Source organism: Pseudomonas sp. P4_C1 (genome assembly GCF_056402155.1).
In genome coordinates, this window is sequence record NZ_JBFUHY010000051.1 from 1 (window position 1) to 26,081 (window position 26,081).

Genomic DNA, 26,081 nt, shown 5'->3' on the forward strand with positions numbered 1-26,081 from the left:
ACCCTGGGCACCCTGGGCTCTCACACGGCTGCAAGGCCGTTCCCCTAATTAGGGTCGTTGGGCATCGATTCTCATCGAGGCGCGGGGGCCAYAACCCCAACTCAGACGCCGGATAGATGAAAGCAAGCCAAACACGACATCAACAACAGTATTGCAGAAAAGGGGGTAACCATAGATGTGGGAGCGAGCTTGCTCGCGATAGCGGCCTGACAGTCAGAACATCAGTGACTGTTTTGCCGCYATCGCGAGCAAGCTCGCTCCCACAGGGAGGTTGTGGTGTTTTTGGGAGGGTGTTCATCCCGCCAAATCAATTGCTCCTACACTATGGCCAATCTGTGCGATCTTCGCGTTATTAGCCCTGGCTGGAGTTGCTTGATGCTGTCTTTCCTCACCGAACACCCATTGATCTGCGCCATGGCGCTGATCCTGATTGACCTCGGGTTGTGGCGTTTAATCGGTGACAACCGCAACCCTTGGAAGCTTCTGTTGCGGGTCACGATTTTCGCGCTATACAGCCTGCTGCTGTTCAACGAAGGCCTGAACCCGATGGAACCGCCGCCCTGGGCCGACAACGTACCCTTGCATCTGGCGGCCACCGGCTTGCAGATCGGCTGGTGGTTGTTCGGCGCGCGGATGCTGACGGTGCTGATCGGCGCGGTGATGATGCAGCGGGTCGGGCATACCGGGCGATTGCTCCAGGATTTGCTCGGTGCGGTGATTTTCCTGATCGCGATCATTGCCGCCATGGCCTATGTACTCGATCTGCCGGTCAAGGGCGTGCTGGCGACGTCCGGTGCGTTGGCGATCATCGTCGGCCTGGCCTTGCAAAGTACCCTCAGCGATGTGTTCTCCGGGATCGTCCTGAACACCACCAAACCCTATCAACTGGATGACTACATCTCTATCGACGGCATGGAGGGCCGGGTCACCGACATCGACTGGCGTGCCACACGCTTGCAGACCTCCCAGGGGTGCATGGCGGTCATACCCAACTCCCTGGCCGCCAAGGCCAAGATCATCAACTTCAGTCGACCGAACGACATGTTCGGCATTTCCGTCTCGTTGGAAGTGAGCCCCCATGCGCGGCCGAACACGGTGATCGAAGCTCTGGAGCGGGCCATGCAGGGCTGCCGCTTTCTGCTGGAGACACCGTCGCCGAGTGTCGGCCTGAAAAATGCCAGCAACACCGGAGTGGTCTATGAAATCAGCGGGTTTGTCGCGTCGATGGACGAGAAGCGTTCGGTGCGCAATCAACTGTTCGACCTGGCCTACCGGCACTTGCAGGCGTCCGGCGTCAACCTGCTGTCGAGCGTGGAGCCCAATCCGTCGGGCAACCTGTCGCGGCCCCGGGCGTTGCTCGACAGCTCGCCGATTTTCTCCACCTTGCGCCAGGAAGAGAAAGAGACCTTCAGCCAGAACATGACGTTGCAATCGTTCCGCGCCGGGGAAACGATCCTGGAGGCGGGGGAGGTCAGTGATCACTTGTTCATCATTGAGTCCGGTGTGGTCTCGGTGACGTTGTTGCGCCACGGAGTGCCATTCGAATCCGGGCGCATGGGGCCGGGGGAAGTGATCGGCGAGGCCGGCATTCTGACCGACAGTTCGGTGCCGGCGCGGTTTACCGCCAAGACCTTCTGTGGCCTGTACCGCATCGAAAAGGCATACCTCAAGCCGTGCCTGGATGCCCGCCACGACATCAACGATGCGATGCAGGCCTTGCTCGATTACCGGCTGCACAAAGCGAAAACCCTGACCCAGGAGCTGCCTGTGACGGTGGCGAAAAAGGGCTTTTTGCAGTGGTTGCGCAATCGGGTGTGAACTCGGTGGTGAATGGCCGCTGCGCGGATCGTCGGATCGCCGCCCGGAGCAAGCTCGCTCCCACAGGGAAATGCGCTCAAATGTGGGAGCGAGCCTGCTCGCGATGACGGCAGTGAACTCACCAAAAGTGAAGAGTGAAACCCATCACGCCCGCGCCAGTGGCCTCCTCGACTTCTGCAAGATTGGCTATTTGTGTAAACCGGCCGCGGGACTAACGTAGTGGCACACCCACTTGCCCTGGAGCACGCCATGAAAACCCGTATCGATTTCTACACCGCGTCCCCTGACGCCCTCAAAGCGATGATCGCTTTGGAAACAGCGGTGTCGAAACTGCCGCTGGAAAAAAACCTGATCGAACTGGTCAAGCTGCGTACCTCGCAAATCAACGGCTGCGCCTTCTGCCTGGACATGCACAGCGCCGATGCGCGCAAGGGCGGTGAATCCGAGCGTCGCCTGGCCACACTGTCGGCCTGGCGCGAAACGCCGTTCTTCACCGAGCGTGAACGCGCCGCACTGGCCTGGACCGAGTCCCTGACCCTGATCAGTCAGACCCATGCCCCGGACGAAGACTATGAACTGGCTACCGCACAGTTCGATGCCAAGGAAATGGTCGACCTGACTGTCGCCATCACCACCATCAACGCCTGGAATCGCCTGGCCATCGGCTTCCGAAAAATGCCTCAGGCCTGACCCGCACAAGCATCAATGCGCATCGGCACTCGGCGCGGCCGGTGGTTGCACTTTGCGCATCAAGGGCACCATCGCCGTGGCGACGATGAAGCAGACCATGATCATCAAGAACGCATCGCCATAGGTTTGTGTCTGGGCTTCGCGGTAGGTCAGCAACCATAGTTGATGCAGGCTGGCGGTGACCCCGGCGTCACCACTCTGGCCGAGGGTGGCGAAATTGTTGCCGACCTGGGACAGCCATTGGTTGAGCGCCTCGTTGGTGCTGTTGAGGTTCTCCGCCAGCCGGGTGAAATGCAGGTTGGTACGGTCATTGAGAATGGTCGCACACGCGGCGATGCCGATAGCCCCACCCAGGTTACGCATCAGGTTGAACAACCCCGACGCATGTTTGAGCCGCGCCGGCGCCAGGCCACCGAGCGTCAGCGTCACCGCGGGCGGCACCGCCAGTTGCTGGGCAATCCCGCGCAAGGCTTGCGGCAGCATCAGTTCCTTGGCCCCCCAGTCATGGGTGATCGGGCTGAAATCCCACATCGACAAGGCGAACAGCCCAAGGCCGGTCATCATGATCCAGCGCAGGTCGACGCGGTTGGCCAGAAAGGCGTACAGCGGAATCGCCATGATCTGGAACACCCCGGTGGAGAAAACCGCCAGTCCAATGTCCAGCGCTCCATAGCCCCGCACCCGGCCGAGAAACAGCGGCGTCAGGTAAATGGTGGCGAACAGGCCGATGCCGGTGACGAACGAGAAGAAACAGCCAAGGGCGAAGTTGCGATCCTTCAAGGCGCGCAAATCGACAATCGGATTGGCTACATGCAAGGTCCGGCCGATGAATGCCAGGCCGGCCAGGCCACTGATCCAGGCTGTGGTCAGGATCGTGCGGTCGCTGAACCAGTTCCAGCGCGGGCCTTCTTCGAGGGTGTATTCCAGGCAGCCGAGGAACAGCGCCAGAAACACCATGCTCAAGTAATCCGCGCCTTTGAGCAGCGACAGTTCCGGCTGGTCGATTTTCACCAGCATCGGCACGGCCACGGCGACAAAGATGCCGGGGACCAGGTTGATGTAGAACAGCCAGTGCCAGGACGATATGTCAGTGATCCAGCCACCGATCACCGGCCCCAGGGTCGGTGCCAATGAGGCCACCGCGCCGATGGTCGCGGCGGCGATCACCCGTTGCTTGCCGGTGAAGAACACGAACGCGGTGGTGAACACCATCGGGATCATCGAACCGCCCAGAAACCCTTGCAGGGCACGGAAGGCGATCATGCTCTGGATGTTCCAGGCCACGCCGCACAGCAGGCTGGTCAGGGTGAAGCCCACGGCGGACGCGCAGAACAGCCAGCGCGTCGAGAACACCCGGGACAGCCAGCCCGACAGCGGGATCACGATGATTTCGGCGATCAGGTAACTGGTTTGCACCCACGCGGTTTCGTCGGTGCCGGCGGAGAGCCCGCCGCCTATGTCACGCAACGAAGCCGAGACAATCTGGATATCCAGCAGCGCAATGAACATGCCGATGCACATGCTGGCAAAGGCGAAGACCTTGGTCGCCGTCGCCATGTTCGCGGCATTGAACGGTTGCGCCGGGGCGGCGAGGGCGCGGCTCATGGCGCGCTGGCCACGGCTGGCGCTTCAGGCTCCTTGCGCGTGTCCACTTCAGCGGTGACCGACAACCCCGGACGCAGGTGGCCGAGTACGCTGTCGGCCGGATCGAGGTGAATCCGCACCGGCACCCGCTGCACGATCTTGGTGAAGTTGCCGGTGGCGTTTTCCGGTGGCAACACACTGAATTGCGAACCGCTGGCGGGGGCGAGGCTGTCCAGGTGACCGTGGAACTCCTGACCCGACAGCACATCGGCATGGATCACCACCCGTTGCCCCGGCACCATGTGCGCCAGTTGGTCTTCCTTGAAGTTGGCATCGACCCACAATCCGCTGGAAGGCACCACCGAGAGCAATTGCGAGCCGGCCTGGGCATAGGCGCCGACCCGTGCCCGGCGATTGCCGATCACACCGTCAACCGGTGCCTTCAGTTCGGTGTAGCCGACATTCAATTGCGCCAGATCGCGCTCGGCCCTGGCCTGGATCAAGGCGGCCCGGGCTTGTTGTTTCTGGGTGTCGATCACATTCAACTGGCGTTGCGCGGCCAGCAGTTCAGCCTGGGCGCGGTTGCTTTGGGCCTGGGCCGTCTTGAACGTGGCGTTGGCCCGCTGGGCGCTTTCCACCGAGACGGCGTTGGTGGTCACCAGTTTTTTGTAGCGGGCATCGTCATCCCGCGAACGGTCAGCTTCCGCACCGGCGGCGTCGATGCCGGCACGGGCCTGGCCGATGACGGCCTGTTGCAGTTGTTCGGTGGCATCGAGGTTGGCCAGCAAGGCCTCCTGGGCGGCCACGGCGCCTTCGGCCTTGGCCAGGTTGGCGCGGTAGTCGCGCGAATCGAGACGGATCAGCACGTCGCCGGCCTTGACCTTCTGATTGTCGGTCACCAGCACTTCGTCGATATAACCCGCCACTTTCGGCCCGATCACTGTTACGTCACCACCAATGTAGGCGTCGTCGGTTTCCTCGATGAAGCGGCCGGCGCTCCACCAATGCGCGCCATACACACCGGCCAATACCAGCGCTGCGATTGCCACGGCGGGCAAAAGCAGGCGTTTGAGCAGGGGGGGCTTGGCGGCAGTCACCGGGGCAGCCAGGTCGGGTTCAACGGTGGACATGCTGGTCATGGAGGATTACCTGTTGGAGCGGGGGGTTAATTATGACGGATGTAATATGATGTATGTAATATTTCGTGGCAAGTGGTTTTTGCTGCCGGTCGTCAGGTGTTATTTCAGCCAGTCGCCGGGGGTGAGGCCGGTCATGTCCTTGAAGAACGCGATGAACGCGCTGTCACTGGCAAATCCCAGTTCAAAGGCGCTGTAGCCGATGTTTCGTCCCGTCGCGAGCAATTCGATGGCGCGCATCAAGCGCCACTGTTGCCGCCATTGCTGATAGCTCATGCCGGTCTCGCGCTGGAAGATTCGTCCGATGGTTCGGCCGCTGGCACCGATTTGATCCTGCAGCACCTGAAGTTGGGGCGGCAGCTTCTCCACGTTGTTGAGCAGTGGTGCCAGACGCTTGTCAGTCGGCAACGGCAGCAGCATGGGCTGACGGGCCGCGTCGCGAATTTCGCTCAGGCACAGTCCCAGCAGATGGACGTATTTTCCCTGCTGCCAGGCGGTGTCGAAGCTGGCGTGGGCTATCGACTCCAGCACGACCCGCAGCAACGGGCTGACTTCAATCACGCAGACCTGTTGCGGCAGGTCCGCGCATAACGCGGGGCTCAGGTAAATGGAACGGTAATCGACGCTCTGTTGCATCACGGCGCGATGGGCCACACCGCAAGGAATCCAGGCCGCGCGCGAGGGTGGCAACAGGCACAGCTGCTGCGCCAGGGTAATGCGCGTACAGCCCTGGCGGGTGAACAGCAGTTGCCCGCGTTGATGTCGATGCATGCCCGAATCGTGAACGCCGAGGGTGGCGGCGATGCCGACAACCGGTGCGGTGAAGCTGTCGGGATCGAAGGGTGCGTGGGCGTCGAGCCAGGCCATGGGTTGTCCGATTTCAACTATAAATTGGCAGAATCTTGATATTACGTCAGTCACGACTTCTTAAGCTGCATCGCAGTTTCTTTCAGGAGTGAAGTCGTGATGGATGACAGGAAAATCGTGGTATTGGCTGTCGCGCTGCTGATGTTCCCGCAGTTGGCGCAATCCATTTATAGCCCGGCGCTGGCGGACATTGCCCGGGTCTTCGGCGTCGGTCCGCAGGCGTCGGCGCAAATGCTTTCCGTGTATTTCCTGGCGTTCGCGTTCGGTGTGGTGGTGTGGGGCCGGATGTGCGACCTGATCGGGCGTCGCCCGACGATGCTTGCCGGGTTCGCCCTGTACGCCGCTGCTTCGTTGATGGCGCTCAGTGTCAGCACATTCGATGCACTGTTGGCGACCCAAGGCCTGGCCGCCTTTGGCGCAGCGGTGGGCTCGGTCGTTACGCAAACCTTGTTGCGCGACCGCTTCAAGGGGGCGGCACTGGCCCAGGTGTTTTCGGTCATGGGCATCGCACTGGCTGCCAGCCCGGCCATTGGGCTGTTCACCGGCGCAAGCCTGGTGCAAGGCTTCGGTTATCCAGGCGTGCCGGGAGGGCTTCTGGTGCTATCGGTTGGACTGTGGTTCTGGTGCCTGCGGGTTTTACCGGAAACCCGCCCACGGCAGGTGGCTTCGCCCGCGCTGTTCGAGACACTGTGGCAAATGCTCCGGGATCGCGATATCTGGCGTTCGACGTTGTTGGTAGCAACCTTCAACATTGCCCTGTTCAGCTACTACAGCCTGGGGCCCTTCATGTTTGAGCGGCTGGGGCTGAGTGCGCAAATGTTCGGCTACAGTGGCGTCATCCTGGCCCTGGGTTCCGGCCTTGGCGCCTGGCTCAACAAGAGGCTGTTGCAACGAGGGTTGAGTGGTGCCCAATTGATCCAGATGTCGGGATCACTGACATTGCTTGGCGCCAGTTTCGTCTGGCTGATGGAGGACAGTGTGCTGTTCGTGCTGGCGATGTTGTTGGTGGTGCTGGCCTTCGGCATGGCCATCCCGAACATCCTTGGTTCAGCCCTGGTCAACTATGGCGATCGACTGGGTACGGCGGGGGCATTGTTTGGTTTGCTGTATTACTTGTTGATCGGTGGCGGGCTGATGCTCGTGGCGTGGGGGCAAGCACTGGGTGAAACCTTGATGGTATGCGCTGTGCTGGCGATGGTGATTGCCGGACGAGCCCGTCATGCGCGGATTTGCGTCGGTTGAAGAGGTCTATGTGGGAGCAAGCTCGCACCCACATAGAATCGCTACTGGTTTACTGGAATGAAAAAGGCCGGTGATCAGCGCGATCACCGGCCTTTTTTACTGCTATTGCTTAGGTGCGTTCGAAAATCGCCGCAATCCCCTGGCCACCACCGATGCACATGGTCACCAGCGCATAACGGCCGCCGGTGCGGTGCAATTCGTGGATGGCCTTGGTGGCGATGATCGCGCCGGTGGCGCCCACTGGGTGACCCAGGGCGATGCCCGAGCCGTTCGGGTTGACCTTGGCCGGGTCGAGGTCCAGTTCCTGGCTCACTGCACAGGCCTGGGCGGCGAAGGCAATGTTGGCTTCGATTACGTCCAGGTCGGCGACGGTCAGGCCGGCGCGCTTGAGCGCCAGGCGGGTGGCCGGGATCGGGCCCAGGCCCATGAATTCCGGTTCGACGCCGGCGTGGGCGTAGCTGACCAGGCGGGCAAGTGGCTTCAGGTTATTGGCCTGGACCGCGTTGCCGCTGGCCATGACCAGTGCCGCTGCACCGTCGTTGAGACCCGAGGCGTTGCCGGCGGTGACCGAGCCGTCCTTCTTGAACGCAGGCTTCATCGCCGCCAGTTGTTCCAGGGACGTGGCGCGCGGATGTTCGTCGACGCTGAACAGTTTGACGCCTTTGCGATCCTGGATTTCCACGGTCGCGATCTGCTCGCTGAAGTAGCCGTTGGCAATCGCGTGGGCCGCGCGTTGCTGGTCCTCCAGGGCCAGGGCGTCCTGCATTTCGCGGGTGATGCCGTTGCGCGCGGCGACGTTCTCGGCGGTGATGCCCATGTGGATGCCATGGAAGGGGTCATGCAGGATGCCGAGCATGTAGTCGATGACCTGGGCGTTGCCCATGCGCGAACCCCAACGGGCGGCCGGCATCAGGTACGGGCCGCGGCTCATGGATTCGGCACCGGCACCGACGACGATGTCGGCATCGCCGAGCATCAGGGTCTGGGCGGCGTTGATGATCGCTTGCAGGCCCGAACCGCACAGGCGGTTGACGTTGTAGGCCGGGGTTTCTTTCGGAATGCCGGCGTTCATCGCGGCGACGCGGGAGATGTAGGCATCGCGGGTTTCAGTCGGGATCACGTTGCCCATCACCAGATGGCCAACGAGCGCCGGGTCCACGGCGGCTCGCTCCAGGGCGGCTTTCACGGCCGTGGTCGCGAGGTCGGCCAGTGGCACGTCCTTGAGCGAACCGCCGAAGGTACCGATGGCGGTACGGGCGGCGCTGACGACGTAGATTTCCGGAGTGTTCATGGCTGGTTTCCTTTCGGTGGATTCTTGTCTGTACTGCGATTGAGCAGGGCGCTCAAGGCGGTTTTCGCCTCGTCGGTATTCAAGCGCTGAATGAACAGCGTGTTTTCTTCGCGCAGGGCGGTTTCCAGTTCGGCCAGGGAAGCCTGCTTCATCAACTGACGGGACTGACGCAAGGCTTGCTGGGGCATCGCCAAAAAGCGTTGGGCGATTTTCTGCGCCGCCGCCAGGCATTGCTCGCCATCGTCGAAGGCTTCGTTGGCAATGCCCCAGTTCACCGCGTCATTGCCATCCAGACCGTCACCCAGCAACAGCAGACGAGCTGCACGGGCATGGCCGAGCCGGCGTGGCAGCAGCAGGCTGGCGCCGAATTCGGGACACAGGCCGATGTTGACGAACGGCATGCGCAGCTTGGCGTTACGGGTGACCAGTACCTGATCGCAATGCAGCAGCAACGTGGTGCCGATGCCGATGGCCGCCCCGCAGACTGCCGCGATCAGCGGTTTTTGCAGACGCGTAACGACCTTCATCAGGTGGAACGCCGGGGCGTCCAGATGCGTCGGCGGGTGCTGGAGGAAATCCACCAGATCATTGCCGCTGGTAAAGCAGGTCGGGCCGCCAGTGATGATGATCACGCCGGTCTGCGCGTCTTCGTCGGCGGCCTGCAACAGGTCGGCCAGGTGCGTGTACATGGCGTTGTTCAGCGCATTGAGCTTGTCCGGGCGGTCGACGGTCAGCGTCAACACGCCGTCGCGTCGCTCGTGTTTGATCAGGTCGGTCATCGCAGGCTCTGCAGGGTCGATTCAGGGCTGCCACTTTAAGCGCCGGACAAACCCCGGATCTATGGCAAAACGGGTCAACTGCACTGCCGCTTTTTGCCATGCCGGTGAGCCAAAGGCGACACACACCCATTCGGGGTATGGCCGCGCCCGGCGAATCCACCAATAGTGAAGGCATCCGCTCATCCAGAGCCGAACTCGCTATAAGGTGCATTTGCTATGGGCAAGACGCTGCTTAAGGTGATTTCCAGTCTGTTTGTTGTACCGCTGACATTGAATGCCTACGCCGCTCAGGTGGACGACAGCAAGACGCTGCGGCTTTACAACTGGGCGGATTACATCGGTGCAAAAACCGTGGACGATTTCGAAAAGGCCACCGGTATCAAGGTGGTCTACGACACCTTCGATTCTTATGAAACGGTGCAGGCCAAGTTGCTCACCGGCCATTCCGGTTATGACCTGATCGTGTTGAACGCCTCCCTCGCGCCGCCGTTGATCAAGGCCAAGGTGTTCCAACCGCTGGACAAGAAGCTGCTGCCGGGCTGGACCAATCTGGACCCGAAAGTCCTGGAGGATTTACAAGGGTATGATCCGGGCACCACCTATTCGGCGCCGTACACCTGGGGCAGCAACGGGGTCACCTACAACGTCGACAAGATCAAGGAACGCATGCCGGATGCGCCGATCGGTTCGCTGGCGATGGTCTTCGATCCGAAGATCGTCTCGCGCTTCGCTGACTGCGGCGTGACCCTGCTCGATGCCCCGACCGAAGTCATCCCCATGGCCCTGAAGTACCTGGGGCGTGATCCACGCAGCGCCGCACCGGAGGATCTGAAAGCCGCCCAGGACTTGCTGCTGTCGGTGCGGCCGTACATCCGCAAGTTCGACTCGGTCAATTACCTGACCAGCCTGCCCAACGGCGATGTGTGCGTGGCCATGACCTGGTCCGGCGACTACGCCACCGCCATGGCCCGCGCCGCGGAAGCCAAGAAGAAGATCGACCTGGCGTACTTCATCCCCAAGGAAGGCTCGCTGATCTGGTTCGACAACCTGTACATCCCGGCCGACGCGCCCCACGTCGCCAATGCCCACAAGTTTCTCGAATTCCTGATGCAACCGCAGGTGATGGCAGACGTGAGCGACTTCATCAATTACGCCAACAGCAACGCCGCGGCTACGCCCTTGTTGAACGCCGCTGTGCGCGACAACCCGGCCATCTACCCCGACGCGCAAACCCGCGAGCGGCTGTTCCCGCAGAAGACCCAGGACGCCAAGGACATGCGGGCGATTACCCGGGTCTGGAGCACCGTGAAAAGCGGCATCTGATGGGTTCGAACGTTAGTCAATTCGGTTAGAGGATTATTTATGGCGACGCCAACACGCAGCGTTTTTTCCCCAGCGGACGAGTCCCGGCTGGTCAAGGCCGACAAGGCTCACCATATGCACGGCTATCACGTGTTCGACGAACACGCAGAACAAGGCTCGCTAAACATTGTCGCTGGCGATGGCGCCTACATCTACGACACCCAGGGCAACCGCTTTCTCGATGCGGTGGGCGGCATGTGGTGCACCAACATCGGTTTGGGCCGTGAGGAAATGGCCGAAGCCATCGCCGATCAGGTACGCCAGTTGGCCTATTCCAATCCGTTTTCCGACATGTCGAACAACGTGGCGATCCAGCTGTGCGAAAAACTCGCCAGCCTCGCTCCCGGCGACCTCGACCACGTGTTCCTGACCACCGGCGGCTCCACCGCCGTGGACACTGCGTACCGGCTGATCCAGTACTACCAGAACTGCCGTGGCAAACCCGAGAAGAAGCACATCATTGCGCGGTTCAACGCCTATCACGGCTCCACCACCCTGACCATGTCGATCGGCAACAAGGCCGCCGACCGGGTGCCGGAGTTCGATTACGCCAACCCGCTGATCCACCACGTCTCCAACCCGAACCCGTACCGTGCACCCGATGGTATGGACGAAGCGCAGTTCCTCGAGTTCCTGGTCAAGGAGTTCGAAGACAAGATCCTCTCGATTGGCGCGGACAAGGTCGCCGGATTCTTCGCCGAACCGATCATGGGCTCGGGCGGGGTGATCATTGCGCCCCAGGGTTACCTCAAGCGTATGTGGGATGTGTGCCAGCGCTACGACATCCTGTTCGTCGCCGACGAAGTGGTGACCTCGTTCGGGCGTTTGGGCAAGTTCTTCGCCTCCCATGATGTGTTTGACGTGCAGCCCGACATCATCACCACCGCCAAGGGCCTGACCTCGGCTTACCTGCCGCTGGGTGCGTGCATCTTTTCCGAGCGCATCTGGAAGGTCATCGCCGAGCCGGGCAAGGGCCGCTGCTTCACCCACGGCTTCACCTACAGCGGGCATCCGGTGTGCTGCACCGCGGCGCTGAAGAACATCGAGATCATCGAGCGGGAAAACCTGCTGGCCCATGTCGATACGGTGGGGGCTTATCTGGAAGAGCGCCTGGCAACCCTGCGGGACTTGCCGCTGGTGGGGGATGTGCGCTGCCAGAAACTCATGGCCTGTGTGGAGTTCGTTGCCGATAAACGCACCAAGGCACTGTTCCCCGACGAGATCAACATCGGCGAGAAAATCCACGTGCGGGCCCAGGCCCGGGGCTTGCTGGTGCGGCCGATCATGCACCTCAACGTCATGTCGCCACCGTTGATCCTGACGTTCGCCCAGGTCGATGAAATCGTCGAGACCCTGCGCGAGTGCATTCTGGAAGTGGCCGCCGAGCTTGAAGCGAGCGGACAGTACGCAGGCCAATGATTTCGTCAGTCAGGCTGTTACCAAGGGCGTGCCCAGCCGCTAGACTGCGGGGCATGAGCAAACCAGACGACGATACGCTGATCGCGATGCCCTTCGGGGCATTGCACAAATGGCATGGGGGAATGCGCGAGGCATTCGCCCATATCGACGGGCCTGACGCCCTGCAACACCTGGCGTCAGCGTTGGCGCAGCTGGTGTCCGTGGAGTCGATGATGATCAGCCTGGAGCGCAAGGACCGCGCGCCCCAGTTACTGCATCAGCGCGGGATTGCCCAGGAGTATCAGGTCTCGATTCTGGAGCGATATTTTTCCGGGGGCTATTTGCTCGACCCGTTCTGCCTGGCGGTGGAGCAGGGCTTGGCGCAAGGCTTCTATCACCTGGAGGAAATTGCCCCGGACAACTTCTTCGATAGCGACTACTACAAATCCTATTACCTGAAGGCGGGCTGCTCGGAAGACAGCTACTACATCGTCGATACCGGCAATGACACGAAGATTTCGGTCAGCCTCTATCAAGGTTTTGGCGGTGAATGCCTGAGCGTCGAACAGTTGAATCTGTTGCGTGCCGTAGAGCCGTTGGTGCGTGAATTCATCAGCGAATTCAGCCAACGTGGACTGCTGCGCAGTACCGGGATTGAGCGCGATAACGAGCAAGGCAAGCGCGATGATCTCAAGCATCGCGTGCAGGCGGCGTTCGAGAACTTCGGTTGTGAGTTGCTGACTGAGCGCGAACGGCAAGTGGCGCACATGGTGTTGCGCGGGCATTCGGTGAAATCCACGGCCAGCCAGATGAACATCTCACCGGAAACCGTGCGCATGCACCGCAAGAACCTGTACCTGAAGCTGGAGGTGGGCTCGCAGTCGGAGTTGTTTGCGCTGTTTATCGAGTGGTTGCGCAGGCACTGACCACAACGCCGAGCCAATGTAGGAGCGAGCCTGCTCGCGATGGCGATCTGTCAGGACCATTGATGTTGGCTGACACGCCCTCATCGTCGGAACGCCGCCCGGAGCAAGCTCGCTCCCACAGGTTCCGTGTGACCCCTGTGGGAGCTGGCTTGCCAGCGAAGCTTTTCAGACCTTCAACACCTTCCCGCCAATCGCCACCGCCACCAGCAACAGCGCCATCAAGGCAAAGGCAAAACTCAGGCTGCTGCCATGGGCGATGAAGCCGATCACGGCCGGTCCCGCCAGAATGCCCGCATAGCCCAGGGTGGTAATGGCTGGCACGGCGATGCTTTCGGGCATGACCGTCTGCTTGCCGACCGCGGTGTACAGAACCGGCACGATGTTCGAACAACCGGCACCCAGCAGCGCATAACCCACCAATGCGGCCTCCCAGCTCGGTGCGAACGTCGCCAGGAACAAGCCTGCGGCAGCCGTCAGCCCGCCGAACACAATCACCCGTGTCGCGCCCAACCGCCGTACGATTTTGTCACCGGTCAAACGCCCGGCGGTCATGGTCAAGGCAAACGCCGCATACCCGAGCCCCGCATACGCCGTGTCGATGCCACGTTCCTGCGCCAAAAACACCGCGCTCCAGTCCAGCGCCGCGCCTTCGGCGAGGAACACGATGAAGCACATGCCGCCGATAAACAGGACGATGCCATGGGGTACCGCAAACGCCGGCCCCGAACTCTCGCTGCCGTAGGGCAACAGATGCGGCACGGCCTTGGCCAGCGCGATCAGCAGCATCACGATCACCACCAGCGTGGCCCCCAGCGGGGAAATCCCCAGGCCAAGCAACCCGCTGACACCCGCCGCACCGACAATTCCGCCCAGGCTGAACAAGCCATGGAAACCCGACATCATGTTTTTACCACTGGCGCGCTCGACGATCACGGCTTGCAGGTTGACTGTCGAATCCACCGTGCCCAGGCCCGCGCCGAACATGAACAGCGCCGCGATCAAGGCCGGAATCGATGACACCGTCGCCAGCAGCGGCAGGGCGGCACAGATCAGCAGGGTGCCGCCGGCCGTCACCCGCCGGCAGCCGAAACGCGAGGCCAGGATGCCGGCCAACGGCATCGCCAGGATCGAACCCACCCCCAGGCACAGCAGCAACAATCCCAGGGTGCCTTCATCCAGCCCGGCCCGGGCCTTGGCATAGGGTACCAGCGGCGCCCACGCGGCGATGCCGAACCCGGCGATGAAAAAGGCGATGCGCGTGGACATCTGTTCCAGGCGTCCGGGAACGAAGGTGGTTTGACTGTTGAGGCTGGTCATATCAATCCCTGGCAAAAAAACGTCACGTCCTCAACGGACAGTGATCGACCGCTGAGGGTTCGATCAGTGCCCGGAAGTTTTGCGTTGAAACAAAGCGACATCGTTGCACAGCGCCGGTGTCTTTCGCGATATGTTGAGCCATTCCAATCGCACACGGAGGGCGCCATGGCGCAGCGGTACGATGCACGGGGCAACATTTACATCGTGGTAGCGCCCGAAGAACTTCGCCGCCAGGGTATCGAGCTGCCGGATCAGGCCAGCCAGGCAGCGCAAACCCTCGAAGCCTGGGCGCTAGCCGCCATCGAGGCTTGCTGCAGCTGGGCCCCCGGCACTCAACCAACCGGCAGCAAGGATCATCGCAGCGACGGTTTGCTGGTCGGACCGTTTCAGTCCTCGCCACCCTTTGATCTGTTGATCGTCAACACTGACGGCACCCTGGCGGAGCGCAGTGGCAATGGGCTGACGATTTTTTCCCAGGCCCTCAGCGATCAAGGGTTGTTGCCGAAGAGCGAAGCCTGTCTGCTCAGGGTTCACCACGACAAGTCCGACATGCCTTCACCAGGGCAGACTTCGGTGAAAGCCGCAGAGATCGATGGCGCGAAGGGGTTCTGGCTCGATCTGGGCCAGCCGGGATTCGGGCCGTCAGCGGTCAGCGCAGTGGGCGTAGAAACGGTGCTGTTGAATGGCCGCGAACTCAGCCACGTTAAACAGTTGTCAGCACTCAATGGCGCCTGGTCGCGCAGCCAGTTCGCGCGGGTCGGCAATCCCCATTGCGTGACGCTGGTGGAAAGTGCCGAGGACCTGCCGAGCAACGAGCAGATGCGCGAGCCGGCGCTGGGTGAGGGGCTGACGCGGATTGCCTATGCCATGCCGGTTGGTGCAGGCAAACCTTGTCCGGCGGGGATCAATCTGCAATGGGCAATGCGCGTGTCCGAAGGGCACATCGCCGCACGGGTATTCGAGCGGGGCGAGGGGCCGACGGCGTCGTCGGGGACCAGTGCCAGCGCGGTGGCCTGTGCGGCCTGGCGGGCAGGTTGGGTCGGCGCCGGGGAGGTCAAGGTGACGATGCCGGGTGGCACGGCGCCGATCTTGCTGGAGGAAGAGTTGGGGGAATTGAGTCGGGTCAGCCTGTTTGGTACGGCTCGAATGATCGATTGACTTCGAAATAGCCATCGCGAGCAGGCTCGCTCCTACAGGTTTTGTGAACGACATATAACCACTGTAGGAGCGAGCCTGCTCGCGATGGGGCCAGTCCAGTCAGTGCAAATTTCAGCTCAGCCCACTGAACTCCACCACCGGCATCGTCCGCTTCATCAACACTTTGCCATCGCGTATCGAGTACAACGGCAATCCCTGGCTGCGGATCACCTCGTAATCACTCTCTGCCGACAGAATCAGCAGGTTCGCCGGTCGCCCGCGCTCCAGGCCATAGCGATTTCCGAGGTTCATGGCTTTGGCGCTATTGTCCGTCACCAGGTCCAGCGCACTTTGCAGGTTGCGATAACCGAGCATGTGGCAGATGTGCAACCCGGCTTCCAGCACCCGCAAAATGTTGCCATTACCCAGCGGATACCACGGATCGACGATCGAGTCCTGGCCGAAGCACACGTTCATGCCCGCTTCCAGTAGCTCGTTGACCCGGGTCACGCCCCGGCGTTTCGGGAAACTGTCGAAGCGCCCTTGCAGGTGGATACTCTCAGTGGGGCAGGAGACAAAGCTGATCCCCGAATGCCCGAGCAAGCGAAACAGTTTGGCGCAGTAGGCGTTGTCGTAGGAGCCCATGGCCGTGGTGTGGCTGGCCGTCACCCGCGAACCCATGTCGCGGCTGCGGGCCTCTTCGGCGAGCACTTCGAGGAAGCGCGAATGCGGATCGTCGGTTTCGTCGCAATGCACGTCCACCAGGCAACCGCTGCGTTCGGCCAGGTCCATCAGGAACTTCACCGAGCTGACGCCCTGGTCGCGGGTGTATTCGAAATGCGGGATGCCGCCCACCACGTCCGCGCCCATGCGGATGGCTTCCTCCATCAATTCTCGACCATTGCGGTAGGACTCGATGCCTTCCTGGGGGAACGCGACGATTTGCATATCGACCAGATGCCGGCTTTCCTCGCGCACTTCAAGCATCGCCTTGAGCGCGGTCAATTGCGGGTCGGTGACGTCGACGTGGGTGCGCACATGCTGGATGCCGTGGGCGGCGAGGGTCTGGATGGTTTTCCTGGCCCGGGTCTTGGTGTCCTCAAGGGTGATGGTCGCCTTGCGTTCGCCCCAGCACTCGATGCCTTCGAACAGCGTGCCGCTCATGTTCCAGCGCGGATCACCGGCGGTCAGGGTCGCGTCGAGGTGGATGTGCGGCTCGACAAAGGGCGGCACCACCAGATTGCCGCCGGCATCCAGATCGTCGGGGCCCAGGGTCGGGGCTTCGATCTGGCGGGTGATGCTGCTGATCAGGCCGTTTTTCAGGTACAACTCATGCAGGCCTTCCTGGTTGCGCAGACGGGCATTGATGATGTGCATCGGGCGAGTCCTTTTAGCGAATCGTGTAGGCAATACCTCTACGTTAGCTCGCCAGTGGCGATCCCCGCCAGTGACATTGATCACTGTAGAACCAATGTGGGATTGGGTTTGTTCAGGAAATTTTTTGCAGGTGCAAAAAGCGCATCAAGGCAGCAATGACCGCTTCAGGTGCATCTTCCTGAACCAGATGCCCGGCATTGGCGACGGGATAAAACTGCGACCCTGGAATCATCCGGTGCAGCGCGCGCCCGCGTTCGATGGGAATCCACTGATCGTCTTCACCCCAGAGGATCTGCACCGGGCAGCGTATCGTCGGGTACAGCCCCTCAGCTTCACGGGTATAACGCTCGTCCATCTGCGCGATCTGCCGATAGAACGCCGCTTGCCCCGGCTCTCCCAGCCATGGCTGCACGTAGGGGGCGAGTTCGGCATCGGGGATTTCGCGCTGGATTGCCCCGCGAATATAGGCCGGCACGATGGCGCGCTGGATGTAATCGGGCAGTCCGCTGAACGCCGCCTCATGCTGACGCACATGCTGCACGAACGGCGAACCCCAGGGCGTCAGTGCCACCGGGTCGATCAGCGTCAGGCTGCGGTAATCCTTGCCATTGAGCAGATGCGTGCGCAGGGCGGTGGCGCCGCCGAAGTCGTGGGCCACCACGTCGGGGCGATCCAGGCCCCAATGTTCCAGCAACTGTGCCAGCAACTGGTTTTGCACGCCGAGCGAGACATCGGCGTCGGGTTGCGCCGACTGCCCATAGCCCAGCAGATCGAAGTAGTAGACGCGGTGAGTGGCCGTGAAATACGGCGCGATCCGATGCCAGACACAGGAAGAAAACGGCGTGCCATGCACGAACACCAGCGGCGGGCCGTCGCCGTGCATGGCGTAGCGCACCTGATGTCCGTTGAAGGCAAAGACCTGATCCAGCGGCCAGTCAGTCATGGGCTTTTCCTCTTGGCGGGGGCGAGGTGAAAAGCATAGGCATAAAAAAACAGCCGATGAAGGCTGTTTTCTTGATTTCAGACTAAGCGCATTTCCTGTGGGAGCGAGCTTGCTCGCGATAGCGGTGGGTCAGGCACATCGATGTTGGATGTGCCGCCGTCATCGCGAGCAAGCTCGCTCCCACAGGTAATTGGTGATGCCTGACCTATTCACCGCGATAGATGCAACCGCTGGTGCAGGTTTCGTGGATGCGAATCGCACTGAGCTCCGGCAGCAGGGGCTTCATTTCCTGCCAGATAAACTTGGCCAGCACTTCACTGGTCGGGTTTTCCAGGCCGGGAATGTCGTTCAGGTAGTTGTGGTCCAGGCGCTCGTACAGCGGCTTGAAGATTTCCTTGATTTCCGAGAAGTCGCGGATCCAGCCAGTGTGCGGGTCGAGGTCGCCGCTCAGGTGGATCGCCACTTTGAACGAGTGACCGTGCAGGCGGCCGCACTTGTGGCCGTCCGGTACGTGGGGCAGGCGGTGGGCGGATTCGAAGGTAAATTCTTTGAAGATTTCCACAGTTTTTCAGCTCTGTTCAGGTGGCGTTCGCCGCAGCGATTCGGGCAGGAGGCGAGTTTACCAGTTTGTCCTGACTAAAGGGTCAGCAAGCGCTCGCCGAGGCGACCGTTGGCGGCCAGTTCGAGGAACTCGTCGCCCAGGCGGCGGCTTTCGTCCATGGTCGTGCGCCAGTATTTCTGCCGGCTCGGAGCGTCGCCCATGAAGCGCTTGAAGTCGCTACGGTCCGGCAGTTTGCCGTAGGGCAGGCGCGCCAGGTAGTCCTTTGACGGCGCCAGCAGCAGCACGTTTTGCAAGCGTGCCGGGCAGGCGCGGCGCCATGGCAGGGTCTTGTCGAACCAGCCGGGAATCACCCGGTCGGTGAAGTGCGGGTAGAGCACGATGTCGTTGCCGCTGTAGGGCAGGTCCAGGTGATAGTCCAGCAGGCCGCCGTCGCGGTAGGTTCCCGCACCGGCGCCCGGCAAGTCGCGCACGCCCTCCATCACCATCGGAATCGAGCCCGAAGCGAGCAAGGCCTGGCGCAAATTGCCGGCGTTGAGGGCGACGAAGCGCGACGGGAAGTCATTCAAGGCATTGACCGGCGGCGCCAGGCGCGGGTCGTGGACGATCAGGCGTTCGAAGTGCCGGGCCAGCCGCGCCCGGCCACGCAGGTTGTCGGCGATAACCGAGGACAGGCCCAGCCCCAGGCGGGCGCGATGATCGTCGGCCAGCAGACCGTGGCTTTTGACCACCATGATGTTCAGGCGGTAATCGCTGTTGCCGAGGATCGAGGCATCGCAACCGTCGAGCAGGTCATTGAGCATGCGCCGGGAGCTCTGGCTGATCTGCGCCATGGTCACGCCTTTGGCGAAATTCTGCTCGGTGTACAGCTGCCCGAGACGCCGGATGCCCTCGGCGGCGTCCGGCAGGCAGGCGCTGGCGAAGCGCCAGGAACCCACCGATGCACCAATCAGCGAGCGTTCCCGCGGTGCCGCCGGCAGCCACTCGCCGAACAGCGCCAGGTCCAGTCCCTGAATCCCCAGCGCCTTCGGACCGCCGGCCGCGCCAGGCAAGGTGCCGACGTCGGCGGCGCTCAAGCCGCTGTCACGGATGCGCGCAAAGGCACGCGGGCCGGCCTTGAGGGTCAGGGAAGGGAACTTGATGTGGATGGCGGTCATTGCGGTCTCGAAGTGTGGCAAGCGGGCAATTGTAAACGCGATCATTGTGGGAGCAAGCTAGCTCCCACAGGGACTGGGGGTGTCAGCAATGATGGCAATTCAGTTTCAATTAAGTTCAGCTGGTTAAGGTGGCTCGCCTGGACCCCGATGCAACGCTGAGGTAGCGCGACGCTGATACCATAGTGGCTTTCGAGAAGCTCACACCACTGGCACCGACCGGGACCTGGAATTAGACGCTGTCAGCGGGCAGGTTCTCAAGAATCATCAGGATTGGTAATGAAGGTGTTTCTATTCAAGCGATGCACCGGCAGCTGGATAGCGCTGGTGCTTCTGGCTTTTTGCTCGGCAGTGATGGCCCGCGACCTGGACCAGGATGAAGCCCTGCGCCTGCGTCAACAGGGCGTGATCCTGCCGCTGGAGCAACTGTTGCAGCAGGCGATGGATCGCTACCCCGGCGCGAAACTGCTGGAAGCCGGGCTCGAAGAAAAACATGACGTCTACATTTATGAAGTCGAGCTGCTGACCCCTGAAGGCGTGGTTCGCGAACTGGACATCGAAGCCGCCACCGGCCGTTTACTCAAAGACAAGGAAGACTGATCCATGCGTTTGCTGCTGGTGGAAGACCATGTGCCCCTGGCCGACGAACTGCTGGCCGGTCTTAACCGCCAGGGCTATGCGGTGGACTGGCTGGCCGATGGTCGCGATGCGGTGTATCAGGGCAGCACTGAACCTTACGACCTGATCATCCTCGACCTCGGTTTGCCGGGCGTGCCGGGGCTTGAGGTGCTGGCGCAATGGCGCGCGACAGGGCTGGCCACGCCGGTGCTGATCCTGACCGCCCGTGGTTCCTGGTCAGAGCGCATCGAAGGCCTGAAGACCGGCGCCGATGATTACCTGACCAAACCCTTTCATCCCGAAGAGCTGTTTTTGCGCATCCAAGCGTTGCTGCGCCGTTCCCATGGCCAGGTCAACCAGCCAACGCTCAAGGCCGCCGGGCTGCATCTGGACGAAGGTCGGCAGTGCGTTGTCCGCGACGGTGCGGACATTCAGCTGACCGCCGCGGAGTTTCGCCTGTTGCGTTATTTCATGCTGCACCCCGAGCGGATCCTCTCCAAAAGCCACCTCGCCGAGCACCTCTACGACGGTGAAACCGAGCGCGACTCCAATGTGCTGGAAGTCCACGTCAACCACTTGCGCCGCAAACTCGGCAAAAGTGTGATTGAAACCCGTCGCGGCCAGGGTTACCTGTTCGGCGGGCAAGCCCGGTGAGATCGATCCAGCGCCGCTTGAGCCTGGGCCTGATCAGCGTGATGGTGGTCGTTGGCCTGGTGCTGGCGCAAACCAGCCTGTGGCTGTTCGAAATGGGTTTGCAGCGCTACCTCGAAGCCGGGTTGCGCAATGACAGCGAGAACCTGCTGGCGGCACTGGTGCGCGGGCCGCAAGGCTTGCAACTGGATGAACGACGTCTGTCACCGGCCTATCAGCGGCCGTTTTCCGGGCAGTATTTCCGCATCGATTTCGCCGACGGCCATTGGCGTTCCCGTTCTTTATGGGACCAGGAACTGCCGGCGCTCGATCACCCCGGCCTGCACGATGACCTGCAACTGGGGCCGGAAGGGCAACAGTTGCTGGTTTTGCGTACAGACTATCGACGTTCGGGGGTGCCGATCTCGATCAGCGTCGCCGAGGATTACACGCCGATACGTGAAAGCTTTCGGCGCATGCAACAACTCGGATTGGGCCTCGGTTTGACCGGGCTGCTGCTGATCCTGTTGCTGCAACGGATTACTGTGCGCCGCGCCTTGCGTCCGCTGGAACAGGCGCGCGAGCAGATCGCGCAGTTGCAACAGGGCCAGCGCTCGCAACTCGATGATCAGGTGCCGGTGGAACTGGAGCCACTGGTGGCGCAGATCAACCACTTGCTGGCCCACACCGAAGACAGCCTCAAACGCTCGCGCAATGCCCTAGGCAACCTCGGCCACGCACTGAAAACGCCGCTGGCGGTGCTGTTGAGCCTGGCCTCGAGCGAGCAACTCGACGCGTACCCGCAATTGCGCAAGACCTTCAAGGAACAACTGCAACAGGTCGAGCAACGGCTCAATCGCGAGCTCAATCGTGCACGGTTGTCCGGCGATGCGTTGCCAGGCGCACTGTTTAATTGCGATGCGGAACTCCCCGGATTGCTGGCCACCCTGAACATGATCCATGGCGAACACCTGGCGCTGAGCTACCGCGCACCGACCGGCCTGCAATTGCCCTGGGATCGTGAAGACCTGCTGGAACTGCTGGGCAACCTGCTGGATAACGCCTGTAAATGGGCGGATGCCGAGGTGCGGCTGAGTGTGGTCGAGCGGGCGGAGGGGTTTGAACTGAGTGTGGAAGATGATGGACCGGGCATTCCCGAAGAGCGTCGCGATCAGGTGTTTGGCCGAGGTACGCGGCTGGATGAGCAAACGGAGGGGCATGGCCTGGGGCTGGGTATCGTGCGCGACATCGTCGCCAGTTGGGGCGGGAAACTGTCGCTGCTGGAAAGCGAGTGGGGCGGGTTGAAGGTCGTCATCGAGTTGCCCAAACACGCCTGAAGCTACACCAGCCCCCCTGTGGGAGCGAGCTTGCTCGCGATGGCAATCTGTCTGACACATTGATGTCGAATGTGCTGACGCTATCGCGAGCAAGCTCGCTCCCACAGTGGTTTTTCATGGCCGCCGATTGTGAGTACACCCTATTCCACCGGGTGAGGTGTCAGGCTTATGTGTGATGAATCTCCCGATCCTTGGTTTCCGGCATGAAGAAAATACCCAGCACAGCCGTCATCACCGCGATGACGATCGGATACCACAGCCCGTAGTAGATATCCCCCGTGGCCGCCACCATGGCGAACGCCACCGTCGGCAGGAAGCCACCGAACCAGCCATTGCCGATGTGATAGGGCAGCGACATCGAGGTGTAGCGGATGCGCGCCGGGAACAGTTCCACCAGCCAGGCGGCAATCGGCCCGTAGACCATGGTCACGTAGATCACCAGGATGGTCAGCATTAGCAACACCATCGGATAGTTGGTCTTGGCCGGGTCGGCCTTCTCGGGGTAGCCGGCGTCCTTGAGGGCAGTGACGAGGTTGGCGGTAAAGGCGTCGTTTTTGGCCTTGAAGTCGGCGGCGGGCATGCCGGTGCCCTCGAAGCTCTCGATCACTTTCTCGCCAATGCGCACCTGCGCAACAGCGCCCGGCTCGGCGTTCACGTTCTTGTAGGGGATGGCCTTTTTGGCCAGCACGGTTTTGGCCAGGTCACAGGAGCTGGTGAATTTGGCCTTGCCCACCGGGTCGAACTGGAACGAACACTGGCCGGGATTGGCGATGACCGTGACCGGATTTTTCTCCTGTGCAATGAACACGTCCGGGCTACCGTACTGGGTCAACGCATGGAAGATCGGGAAGTAGGTCACGGCCGCAAGGATGCAGCCGGCCATGATGATGCCTTTACGCCCGATGCGGTCGGACAGGCTGCCGAAAATGACGAAGAACGGCGTACCGATCAGCAGCGAGCCGGCGATCAGCAAATTGGCGGTCTGCGGGTCGATCTTCAGCGTCTGCAGCAGGAAGAACAGCGCATAGAATTGCCCTGTGTACCAGACCACGGCCTGGCCAGCGGTACCACCGAGCAGGGCCATGATCACGATCTTGAGGTTTTCCCAGCGGGCGAAGGATTCGGTCAGCGGTGCCTTGGACGCCTTGCCTTCAGCCTTCATTTTCATGAAAACCGGTGACTCGCTCAGTTGCAGGCGGATGTACACCGAGATAATCAACAGCAGGATCGACAGCAGGAACGGAATCCGCCAGCCCCAGGCTTCGAAGGCTTCAGTGCCCAGAGCGGTACGGCAGGCGAGGATCACCAGCAGTGAAAGAAACAGGCCGAGGGTTGCAGTCGTCTGAATCCACGAGGTGAAGTAGCCTCGTTTGCCCTTGGGTGCGTGTTCGGCCACGTAGGTCGCTGCGCCGCCGTACTCACCGCCCAGCGCCAGGCCTTGCAGCAGGCGCAGGCTGATCAGAATGACCGGCGCGGCTACGCCGATGGTTGCATAGCCCGGCAGCAAACCCACCACAGCCGTGGAAATACCCATGATCACGATGGTGATGAGGAAGGTGTGTTTGCGCCCGATCATGTCGCCCAACCGGCCGAACACGATGGCGCCGAAGGGCCGGACGGCGAAGCCGGCGGCGAAGGCGAGCAGGGCGAAGATGAAGGAAGTCGTTTCGTTGACGCCGGCAAAGAAGTGCTTGGCGATGATCGCCGCGAGGGAGCCGTACAGGTAGAAGTCATACCATTCGAACACGGTGCCCAGGGACGAGGCGAAGATGACCTTGCGCTCCTCCCGGGTGATACCGCGGTTGGGCGTGCTGCCCGTGGCTGTAGTGTCGATTGCTGCCATGAGTATTCTCCGTCTTGCTCTTGTTGTAGGCCGGAGTTCCCACTAAAACTTACCGTACCCAGGCCATGGGGCTGATGTCATCGGATTACGGGTCTTGCATTGAGGTTGACGCCGCAAAATGCTGCAAGGTTCCTTGAAGCATAATCACCTTGCGGCAGATATCCACTCGCCATCACGGCTGAGGTCGGAAAGAGGGGTATGACTGGCACATCCAGGCCAGCAGGGTGATTTTCCATTGAATGGAAAGTTGTCTGAGCGACATGGAGATGTCCTTATTCGATAAATATCTGAGACTTTGCACTGTAGCGGCCACGATCCGGCGTTCTTTTTGCCGTCCGTTGAATATCGAATCACCCCTTGTAGGAGCTGGCTTGCCAGCGAAGACGGCTGAAAGATCGATGCAAAGCTCACGGCCGCCTTCGCTTGCAAGCCAGCTCCTACAGAGGGGGCGTTGGCTTTGACAGCGCGCCGACTCTGCGGCAAAGTGCGCGCCCTCTAATAAAACCCATTCCTTTTATCCGCTGGCGGCTCACGCAGACTGCCGGACGGACTCTTTTCGTTTGCCCAGAGGTATGACAATGAATGCAGTAATTGCCGCGGTCGGCATCATGCTGGTACTCAGCCTGTCCCGCGTGCATGTGGTGATCGCCCTGATCGTCGGTGCGCTGGTCGGTGGTTTGACCGGTGGCCTAGGGATCGAGGCGACCCTCAAGGCCTTCAACAGTGGCCTCGGTGGCGGGGCGACGGTGGCGTTGTCCTACGCCTTGCTCGGCGCTTTCGCCGTGGCCATTGCCAAGTCCGGCATGGCCCATGCGCTGGCCGACAAGGCCCTGGCGATGGTCGATCGCCAGCACGCCAACGGCGGTGGCCAGGTCAAATGGCTGCTGATCGGCCTGCTCTGGGTCGTGGCCATTGCCTCGCAGAACATCCTGCCGATCCATATCGCGTTCATTCCGTTGCTGGTGCCGCCGCTTCTATATGTGCTGACCAGGCTGCAACTGGACCGTCGCCTGATCGCCTGTGTCATGACCTTCGGTTTGATCACGCCCTACATGTTTCTGCCGGTGGGCTTCGGCAACATCTTCCTCAATGAGATCCTGCTGGCCAACGTCGCCCGCAGCGGTGTGGACATCAGCGGCATCAATGTGACCCACGCCATGGGCATTCCGGCCCTGGGCATGGTGGCGGGCCTGCTGATCGCGTTTGTCAGCTACCGCAAGAAGCGTGTCTATGACCTGGAAAAGATCGAACAAGTCGAGCAGGTGGCGGTGCAATACAACCCGCTGAGCCTGATGGTGGCCGGTGTGGCCATCGCGGCGGCGTTCATCATTCAGTTGTTGCTGGATTCGATGATTATCGGTGCATTGGCCGGTTTCCTGATTTTCTCGGTGTCGGGCATCGTCAAATGGCGTGACACCGACGACCTGTTCACCGAAGGCATGAAAATGATGGCGATGATCGGCTTCATCATGATCGCCGCCTCCGGGTTTGCCGAAGTGATGAAGGCCACCGGCGAGGTGCAGACGCTGGTCGAGTCGTCGGCGGCGTACATCGATCACAGCAAAGGCATCGGTGCCCTGCTGATGCTGCTGGTGGGGTTGCTGGTGACCATGGGCATCGGCTCGTCGTTCTCCACCGTGCCGATTCTGGCGGCGATCTTCGTGCCGTTGTGCGTGCAACTGGGTTTCAGCCCGATTGCCATCGTGTGCATCGTCGGCACCGCCGGTGCCCTGGGCGACGCCGGTTCGCCGGCTTCGGACTCGACCCTCGGCCCGACCTCCGGCCTGAACATCGACGGCCAGCACCATCACATCTGGGACACCGTGGTCCCGACCTTCCTGCACTACAACCTGCCGCTGCTGGCGTTTGGCTGGGTGGCCGCGATGGTTCTGTAACCCCGGAACCCCTGTAGGAGCGAGCCTGCTCGCGATTGCGATCTGTCAGCCACATAGATGCTGACTGCTTCACCGCCATCGCGAGCAAGCTCGCTCCCACAGGGGATCTTCATTGGTCCGACTGACTGCGTTCAACTTTTGACCCGGCGTGCCGTTAAAGCTTTTAACCACGCTAACA

The 26,081-nt window shown here is 61.3% G+C and carries 22 protein-coding genes; 11 read left to right on the forward strand and 11 right to left on the reverse strand.

What is annotated here, in order from left to right; all coding sequences use genetic code 11:
• Positions 1-375: 375 nt before the first annotated feature.
• Both AC1DU9_RS21380 and AC1DU9_RS21385 read left to right on the forward strand, forming a co-directional pair.
• Positions 376-1,818, forward strand: a complete 1,443-nt coding sequence (locus tag AC1DU9_RS21380) for a mechanosensitive ion channel domain-containing protein (RefSeq protein WP_477810761.1) — start codon at positions 376-378, stop codon at positions 1,816-1,818.
• A 249-nt stretch (positions 1,819-2,067) separates the two neighbouring features.
• Positions 2,068-2,508 (forward strand): carboxymuconolactone decarboxylase family protein, encoded by a 441-nt coding sequence (locus AC1DU9_RS21385; RefSeq protein ID WP_046043133.1) that lies wholly within the window; start codon positions 2,068-2,070, stop codon positions 2,506-2,508.
• A 12-nt stretch (positions 2,509-2,520) separates the two neighbouring features.
• Here the strand turns inward: AC1DU9_RS21385 and AC1DU9_RS21390 are convergent, their stop codons facing one another.
• From AC1DU9_RS21390 to AC1DU9_RS21400, 3 genes are all read right to left on the reverse strand, one after another.
• Complete coding sequence (locus tag AC1DU9_RS21390) at positions 2,521-4,113, reverse strand: DHA2 family efflux MFS transporter permease subunit (RefSeq protein ID WP_223462385.1); 1,593 nt, start codon at positions 4,111-4,113, stop codon at positions 2,521-2,523.
• Entirely contained in the window at positions 4,110-5,231 is a 1,122-nt protein-coding gene (locus AC1DU9_RS21395) for an HlyD family secretion protein (RefSeq protein WP_223462384.1), read from the reverse strand. The genes AC1DU9_RS21390 and AC1DU9_RS21395 overlap by 4 nt, the downstream gene beginning before the upstream one ends.
• A gap of 99 nt (positions 5,232-5,330) precedes the next feature.
• Positions 5,331-6,095 carry an AraC family transcriptional regulator gene (locus tag AC1DU9_RS21400; RefSeq protein WP_477810762.1) on the reverse strand — a complete coding sequence of 255 codons (765 nt, stop codon included), beginning with the start codon at positions 6,093-6,095 and terminating at the stop codon, positions 5,331-5,333.
• Between the two features lie 99 nt (positions 6,096-6,194).
• On the opposite strand from AC1DU9_RS21400, the gene AC1DU9_RS21405 reads away from it, so the two are divergent.
• Positions 6,195-7,337: an MFS transporter gene (locus AC1DU9_RS21405; protein WP_223462382.1), complete on the forward strand. Its 1,143-nt coding sequence runs from the start codon at positions 6,195-6,197 to the stop codon at positions 7,335-7,337.
• 109 nt (positions 7,338-7,446) lie between these two features.
• Here AC1DU9_RS21405 and AC1DU9_RS21410 read toward each other — a convergent pair whose 3' ends face one another.
• Both AC1DU9_RS21410 and AC1DU9_RS21415 read right to left on the reverse strand, forming a co-directional pair.
• The gene (locus AC1DU9_RS21410; RefSeq protein ID WP_223462381.1) at positions 7,447-8,628 is read right to left on the reverse strand and encodes an acetyl-CoA C-acyltransferase family protein; all 1,182 of its coding nucleotides are present in this window, start codon (positions 8,626-8,628) and stop codon (positions 7,447-7,449) included.
• Positions 8,625-9,407 (reverse strand): enoyl-CoA hydratase-related protein, encoded by a 783-nt coding sequence (locus AC1DU9_RS21415; protein ID WP_477810763.1) that lies wholly within the window; start codon positions 9,405-9,407, stop codon positions 8,625-8,627. The genes AC1DU9_RS21410 and AC1DU9_RS21415 overlap by 4 nt, the downstream gene beginning before the upstream one ends.
• Positions 9,408-9,623: 216 nt before the next feature.
• Here AC1DU9_RS21415 and AC1DU9_RS21420 point away from each other — a divergent pair, with 216 nt between their 5' ends.
• The 3 genes from AC1DU9_RS21420 to AC1DU9_RS21430 are packed head-to-tail and all read left to right on the forward strand — an operon-like array spanning position 9,624 to position 13,093.
• Complete coding sequence (locus AC1DU9_RS21420; protein ID WP_477810764.1) at positions 9,624-10,730, forward strand: polyamine ABC transporter substrate-binding protein; 1,107 nt, start codon at positions 9,624-9,626, stop codon at positions 10,728-10,730.
• 39 nt (positions 10,731-10,769) lie between these two features.
• Entirely contained in the window at positions 10,770-12,188 is a 1,419-nt protein-coding gene (locus AC1DU9_RS21425) for an aminotransferase (RefSeq protein WP_223462378.1), read from the forward strand.
• Complete coding sequence (locus tag AC1DU9_RS21430; RefSeq protein ID WP_223462377.1) at positions 12,185-13,093, forward strand: LuxR C-terminal-related transcriptional regulator; 909 nt, start codon at positions 12,185-12,187, stop codon at positions 13,091-13,093. Before AC1DU9_RS21425 ends, AC1DU9_RS21430 begins: the two co-directional genes overlap by 4 nt.
• A gap of 165 nt (positions 13,094-13,258) precedes the next feature.
• On the opposite strand, the gene AC1DU9_RS21435 is transcribed toward AC1DU9_RS21430, so the two are convergent.
• Positions 13,259-14,410 carry an MFS transporter gene (locus AC1DU9_RS21435; RefSeq protein WP_477810765.1) on the reverse strand — a complete coding sequence of 384 codons (1,152 nt, stop codon included), beginning with the start codon at positions 14,408-14,410 and terminating at the stop codon, positions 13,259-13,261.
• A 165-nt stretch (positions 14,411-14,575) separates the two neighbouring features.
• On the opposite strand from AC1DU9_RS21435, the gene AC1DU9_RS21440 reads away from it, so the two are divergent.
• Positions 14,576-15,568 (forward strand): diaminopimelate epimerase, encoded by a 993-nt coding sequence (locus AC1DU9_RS21440; RefSeq protein ID WP_477810766.1) that lies wholly within the window; start codon positions 14,576-14,578, stop codon positions 15,566-15,568.
• A gap of 111 nt (positions 15,569-15,679) precedes the next feature.
• On the opposite strand, the gene codA is transcribed toward AC1DU9_RS21440, so the two are convergent.
• From codA to AC1DU9_RS21460, 4 genes are all read right to left on the reverse strand, one after another.
• Positions 15,680-16,924 carry a cytosine deaminase gene (gene codA / locus AC1DU9_RS21445; protein ID WP_223462374.1) on the reverse strand — a complete coding sequence of 415 codons (1,245 nt, stop codon included), beginning with the start codon at positions 16,922-16,924 and terminating at the stop codon, positions 15,680-15,682.
• A gap of 112 nt (positions 16,925-17,036) precedes the next feature.
• Complete coding sequence (locus AC1DU9_RS21450) at positions 17,037-17,867, reverse strand: alpha/beta fold hydrolase (protein ID WP_477810767.1); 831 nt, start codon at positions 17,865-17,867, stop codon at positions 17,037-17,039.
• 205 nt (positions 17,868-18,072) lie between these two features.
• The gene (gene queD / locus AC1DU9_RS21455) at positions 18,073-18,429 is read right to left on the reverse strand and encodes a 6-carboxytetrahydropterin synthase QueD (RefSeq protein ID WP_108219187.1); all 357 of its coding nucleotides are present in this window, start codon (positions 18,427-18,429) and stop codon (positions 18,073-18,075) included.
• A gap of 74 nt (positions 18,430-18,503) precedes the next feature.
• Positions 18,504-19,583 carry a patatin-like phospholipase family protein gene (locus tag AC1DU9_RS21460; protein WP_223462372.1) on the reverse strand — a complete coding sequence of 360 codons (1,080 nt, stop codon included), beginning with the start codon at positions 19,581-19,583 and terminating at the stop codon, positions 18,504-18,506.
• Positions 19,584-19,859: 276 nt separating this feature from the next.
• On the opposite strand from AC1DU9_RS21460, the gene AC1DU9_RS21465 reads away from it, so the two are divergent.
• Genes AC1DU9_RS21465 through AC1DU9_RS21475 form a run of 3 tightly spaced genes read left to right on the forward strand, consistent with a single transcriptional unit; the run spans position 19,860 to position 22,165 of the window.
• Positions 19,860-20,180, forward strand: coding sequence for a PepSY domain-containing protein (locus tag AC1DU9_RS21465; protein ID WP_223462371.1), 321 nt, complete (start codon positions 19,860-19,862; stop codon positions 20,178-20,180).
• Positions 20,181-20,183: 3 nt separating this feature from the next.
• Positions 20,184-20,852: a response regulator transcription factor gene (locus tag AC1DU9_RS21470; RefSeq protein ID WP_223462370.1), complete on the forward strand. Its 669-nt coding sequence runs from the start codon at positions 20,184-20,186 to the stop codon at positions 20,850-20,852.
• On the forward strand, positions 20,849-22,165 hold the full coding sequence (locus tag AC1DU9_RS21475) for a sensor histidine kinase (RefSeq protein ID WP_223462369.1): 1,317 nt from the start codon (positions 20,849-20,851) through the stop codon (positions 22,163-22,165). Before AC1DU9_RS21470 ends, AC1DU9_RS21475 begins: the two co-directional genes overlap by 4 nt.
• Before the next feature lie 166 nt (positions 22,166-22,331).
• On the opposite strand, the gene AC1DU9_RS21480 is transcribed toward AC1DU9_RS21475, so the two are convergent.
• On the reverse strand, positions 22,332-24,008 hold the full coding sequence (locus AC1DU9_RS21480; RefSeq protein ID WP_223462368.1) for an MFS transporter: 1,677 nt from the start codon (positions 24,006-24,008) through the stop codon (positions 22,332-22,334).
• A gap of 578 nt (positions 24,009-24,586) precedes the next feature.
• On the opposite strand from AC1DU9_RS21480, the gene AC1DU9_RS21485 reads away from it, so the two are divergent.
• Positions 24,587-25,903: a Na+/H+ antiporter family protein gene (locus tag AC1DU9_RS21485; RefSeq protein ID WP_223462367.1), complete on the forward strand. Its 1,317-nt coding sequence runs from the start codon at positions 24,587-24,589 to the stop codon at positions 25,901-25,903.
• Positions 25,904-26,081: the final 178 nt, after the last annotated feature.